Source organism: Streptomyces sp. NPDC057638 (assembly GCF_042800315.1).
Lineage (GTDB): Bacteria > Actinomycetota > Actinomycetes > Streptomycetales > Streptomycetaceae > Streptomyces.
Genome location: NZ_JBHVHF010000497.1, coordinates 1 through 3,706 on the forward strand (window position 1 = coordinate 1; position 3,706 = coordinate 3,706).

Annotated in this window: 3 protein-coding genes and 1 pseudogene; 3 read left to right on the forward strand and 1 reads right to left on the reverse strand. The window is 72.5% G+C overall.

Annotated features, from left to right (window positions below):
* Positions 1 to 26: 26 nt before the first annotated feature.
* Positions 27 to 656 (reverse strand): SRPBCC family protein, encoded by a 630-nt coding sequence (locus ACFVIM_RS33885; protein ID WP_384309860.1) that lies wholly within the window; start codon positions 654 to 656, stop codon positions 27 to 29.
* Between the two features lie 349 nt (positions 657 to 1,005).
* Here ACFVIM_RS33885 and ACFVIM_RS33890 point away from each other — a divergent pair, with 349 nt between their 5' ends.
* The 3 genes and pseudogenes from ACFVIM_RS33890 to ACFVIM_RS33900 all read left to right on the forward strand — a co-directional run.
* Positions 1,006 to 1,659 (forward strand): TetR/AcrR family transcriptional regulator, encoded by a 654-nt coding sequence (locus ACFVIM_RS33890; RefSeq protein ID WP_384309863.1) that lies wholly within the window; start codon positions 1,006 to 1,008, stop codon positions 1,657 to 1,659.
* A gap of 176 nt (positions 1,660 to 1,835) precedes the next feature.
* Positions 1,836 to 3,062, forward strand: coding sequence for an AAA family ATPase (locus tag ACFVIM_RS33895; protein WP_384309866.1), 1,227 nt, complete (start codon positions 1,836 to 1,838; stop codon positions 3,060 to 3,062).
* Between the two features lie 53 nt (positions 3,063 to 3,115).
* Positions 3,116 to 3,706 (forward strand): annotated as a pseudogene (locus ACFVIM_RS33900) (hypothetical protein); the annotation flags it as partial.

Here is a 3,706-nt window from a genome sequence, read left to right on the forward strand (position 1 = left end):
GAGGTCCCGCCCGGCCGGGCCGTAGCTCACCCGCGGGCGCGGGCCTCGGCGGCGGTCTTGAGATCGCGCAGCCAGGCGTCGAGCCCCTGGCGCAGGATCTCGGTGGCGACGGGAACGTTCGCCTCGACCAGGGCACCGGTGTGGCTCTCCTCGGTGCTCACCCGCACACCGCCCTCGACCGTGGTGAAGTTCCATACGTGGACGCCGTCGATCCGCACTCCCGTACCGATCGCGGGGCCGGTCCAGCGGACGCAGGAGCCGCGCCTGAGCTGTTTGACGGTCGAGGTGATCTCCAGACTCGGCGCGGATGTCACGGGGTTGGGCGGCACCGGCATCGTCCACCGGAACGAGGAGCCCGCGCGGAACGGCCCGTGGTCGAGGCGTTCCGCGCTCGTGACGGCGGACTTCCAGGACGGCCAGCGCTCCACATCGGCCTGGAGTTTCCAGATGGTCGCCAGCGGCGCCTCGATCACGGTCTCGGTCCGGTGACGGACCAGGGCGTCCGGGTCGACACCCTTCCCCTGGCAGGTCAGGTACGGGGAGGGGGTGGGCGCCGCGGAGGCGACGGCGGGCGCGGCGGAGGTGGCGAGCACACCGAGCACGAGCGGGATGGTGCACAGGGTGGCGCGAACGCCGGTACCGCGGATGCCGGACATGGTGGTTCCCTTCGTCGGTCAGGGGAGGGGTCGTCGTGGCGCGGGTCGCCGGTCAGGGGCGGGTCGTCCGTGGTGTGGAAGCCGGCGGCCGGTGCGCGCGGCCGGTCGGTGGACCCGCCATCGCCTCGTCGGCGGGCGTTCCGCCGGGCGGGCGCGGCGCGGCACGAGGGGCGAGATGCCGGACCGTCGGACAGACGTGGGATGCCCGCCGTACATCCCGAATGGCTAGAGACTCTTTGTTACGTGAGAAGTTCTAACTCATCGCGGAGCGCCCGGTCAACAGCCTCCGTGATAGCTTCTAACGAAATCTTGGAGCTATAGCCGGAACGGCTGAGAGAGGCGGCGGTCGATGGCGGAGCCGGAGACGCGGACCCCACGGGAGCGCTACCGGGCGCAGGTACGTGCCGAGATCACGGCACACGCGTGGGAGCAGATCGCCACGGCGGGCGCCTCCGCGCTCTCCCTCAACGCCATCGCCAAGCAGATGGGCCTCAGCGGGCCCGCGCTCTACCGCTACTTCGCCAGCCGGGACGAGCTGATCACCGAACTGATCCGTACGGCCTACCGCGGTCTCGCCGACACCGTCCGCACGGCCGCCGCCGACGGTGCCGACCTCGCCGCGCTGGCCCACACCGTGCGCGGCTGGGCCCTCGCGGACCCCCAGCGGTATCTCCTCATCTACGGCACGCCCGTCCCCGGATACCAGGCGCCCGAGGACATCACTGACATCTCCTCCGAGATCATGACGGTCCTGCTCGACGCGTGCGCGGCCCTCGGCCCCGGCACCCGCACCACCCCCTTCAGCCGCCATCTGGCGGAGCACCGCGACTGGGCGTCCGGCCATCCCGCGCCCCCCGGGGCCCTGCACCGGGCCCTCGCCTTCTGGACCCGGCTGCACGGCCTCCTCTCCCTGGAACTCGCCGGTCACTTCGCCCCGATGGGCTTCGATCCCGCCCTGTTCTTCGCGGCCGAGGTGGAGGAGCTGCTGACGGAGGACGTCTGAGAAACCTGTCGGCCGAGCCCGCCCGGAGTCCGCGCACAGCGGAACGGCCCACCCTGCCGCCTCCCGCTCTCCCCTCCCCCTCCTGTCGTCTAACGTCGGAGGGCGGGCCGACCCATCACCCCATCAACCCATCACCCCCCCAACGGCCCGACGGCCCGTCAGGCAAGGAGCGGAGATTGGGAACGCACGACACACACGGCACACGGGAACCGGAGGAAGCGCGGGACACCGCGCGGAGGCTGCGGGCGATCGGCGACGAACTGTCGGACCGCTTCTACGAACGGACCGACGTGGTACGGACGTTAATGGTGACGCTCCTGGCCGCGCAGCACTCGCTGGTGCTCGGTCCGCCCGGCACGGCCAAGTCCGAGCTGGCCCGGGAACTCACGGGCAGGGTCGAGGGCGCGGCCTACTGGGAGATCCTCCTGTCGAAGTTCACCGCACCGACGAGGATGTTCGGCCCCATCGACGTCGCCGCGCTGGCCCGGGGCGAGTACCGCCAGGTCTACGACGGCCGGGCCACCACCGCGCACATCGCGTTCATCGACGAGATCTTCAAGTGCTCCACCGCGGCGCTCAACGAGACGCTGGGCTATCTCAACGAGCGGATCTACCACCCCGAGAGCGGCGGCGAACCGATCCGCTGCCCCCTGATCGGGGCCATCACGGCGAGCAACGAGCTGCCCAGCGGGGAGGACTCGGCCGCGATCTACGACCGGCTGCTGGTGCGGATCGAGGTCGGATACCTGACGGACCCCGCGAACTTCGCCGCGCTGGTCCGCTCGGCCGTCAGCCGTCCGGCGGCACCGGCACGCACCACGGTCGAACTGACAGCGCTGCGGCGGGCCGTGACGCAGGACGTCCCGGCCGTGGACGTCCCCGACCCGATCGTGGACGCGGTCTGCACCCTGCGGGCCGCCCTGCGCCGCAAGGAACTCATCGCCTCCGACCGGCGCTGGCGCCAGGCGGTGGGGCTGCTCCAGGCCTCCGCCTACCTCGACGGGCGCCCGGCGGTCACCGAGCGCGACCTGTCGGTGCTCACCCACGTCCTGTGGGCCTCCCCCGCCGAACGCCCGGTCGTCGAGCGTGCGGTGCTGCACCTGGTCAACCCCGACGCCAAGGAGGCGCTCGACCTGGCCGACACCATCGAGGAACTGGAGGCACAACTGGACGCCATGGCCGGACAGTCCCGCGAGGCACTGAGCGAATGGGTCATCAGAAAAGCCCACCACCAGCTCGCCACGGCGGGGAAGCGGCTGGAGGAGCTGCGCGCCGAGGCGGTGGGCGCCGGGCGCTCCACCACCACCATCGACCGGGTGACCGGGCGTCAGCGCGCGGTACGGGCCCGCGTCCTCACCGAGGCACTCGGCCTGGACGCCGGGCTGGTGCGGGCCCAGCTGTGAACGCGGAGGAAGAGAGAACCTCATGGAGGGCAACGGGACGCGGGACCGGGGATGTGCGCGGCGAACAACGGGACGGGACGCCGGCCCGGCTCGATGATCTGGCGGGCCGTTCCGGGGCGTGGCTGGGCCGCTCCACCGCTCCCGTGCGGCACACGACGGCCGTCGTCGCGGACCACTTCGACCGGATCGCCTGGCAGGACGCCTACGAGCAGTCGACCGCGCTGCGCGATCTGGCCGAGGAACTGGGCGACGGCCATGACCACGCCGTCGACCTGCTGGCCGACACCTTCCTCGGGGCCTACAAGGTCAGGGTGCGGTTGCGCGAGCCCGGGGAGATGGAGCCGTCCCGACTGCTCAACCACCGGGTCATCACCTTCCTCACGGAGACGCCGGACTTCGACGAGCTGCGCCGGGAGACCGTGGGCGACCCCTATGCCGCCGCCATGGCCGTACTCGCCCAGGCGGCCGCGCTGCGCCTGTCCCTGGCGCGCTCGCGGGAGAGCCGGGAGGCGGCCGAGCGGGCGCGACGGGCCCAGCGGGCCGCCGGGGGCGCGGCGACGGCGGTGGCCGGGGCCCTGCGGCGGGCCGCCGACCGGGCCGACGGGGAGGGCGCCGTGCCCGCCCCGGACGCCGACTCCGTGGAC

What these genes read in the sequence shown, in the direction of transcription:
- ACFVIM_RS33885 (WP_384309860.1), bottom strand. Translation starts at nt 656, where the DNA reads ATGTCCGGCATCCGCGGTACCGGCGTTCGCGCCACCCTGTGCACCATC.
- ACFVIM_RS33890 (WP_384309863.1), top strand. Translation starts at nt 1,006, where the DNA reads ATGGCGGAGCCGGAGACGCGGACCCCACGGGAGCGCTACCGGGCGCAG.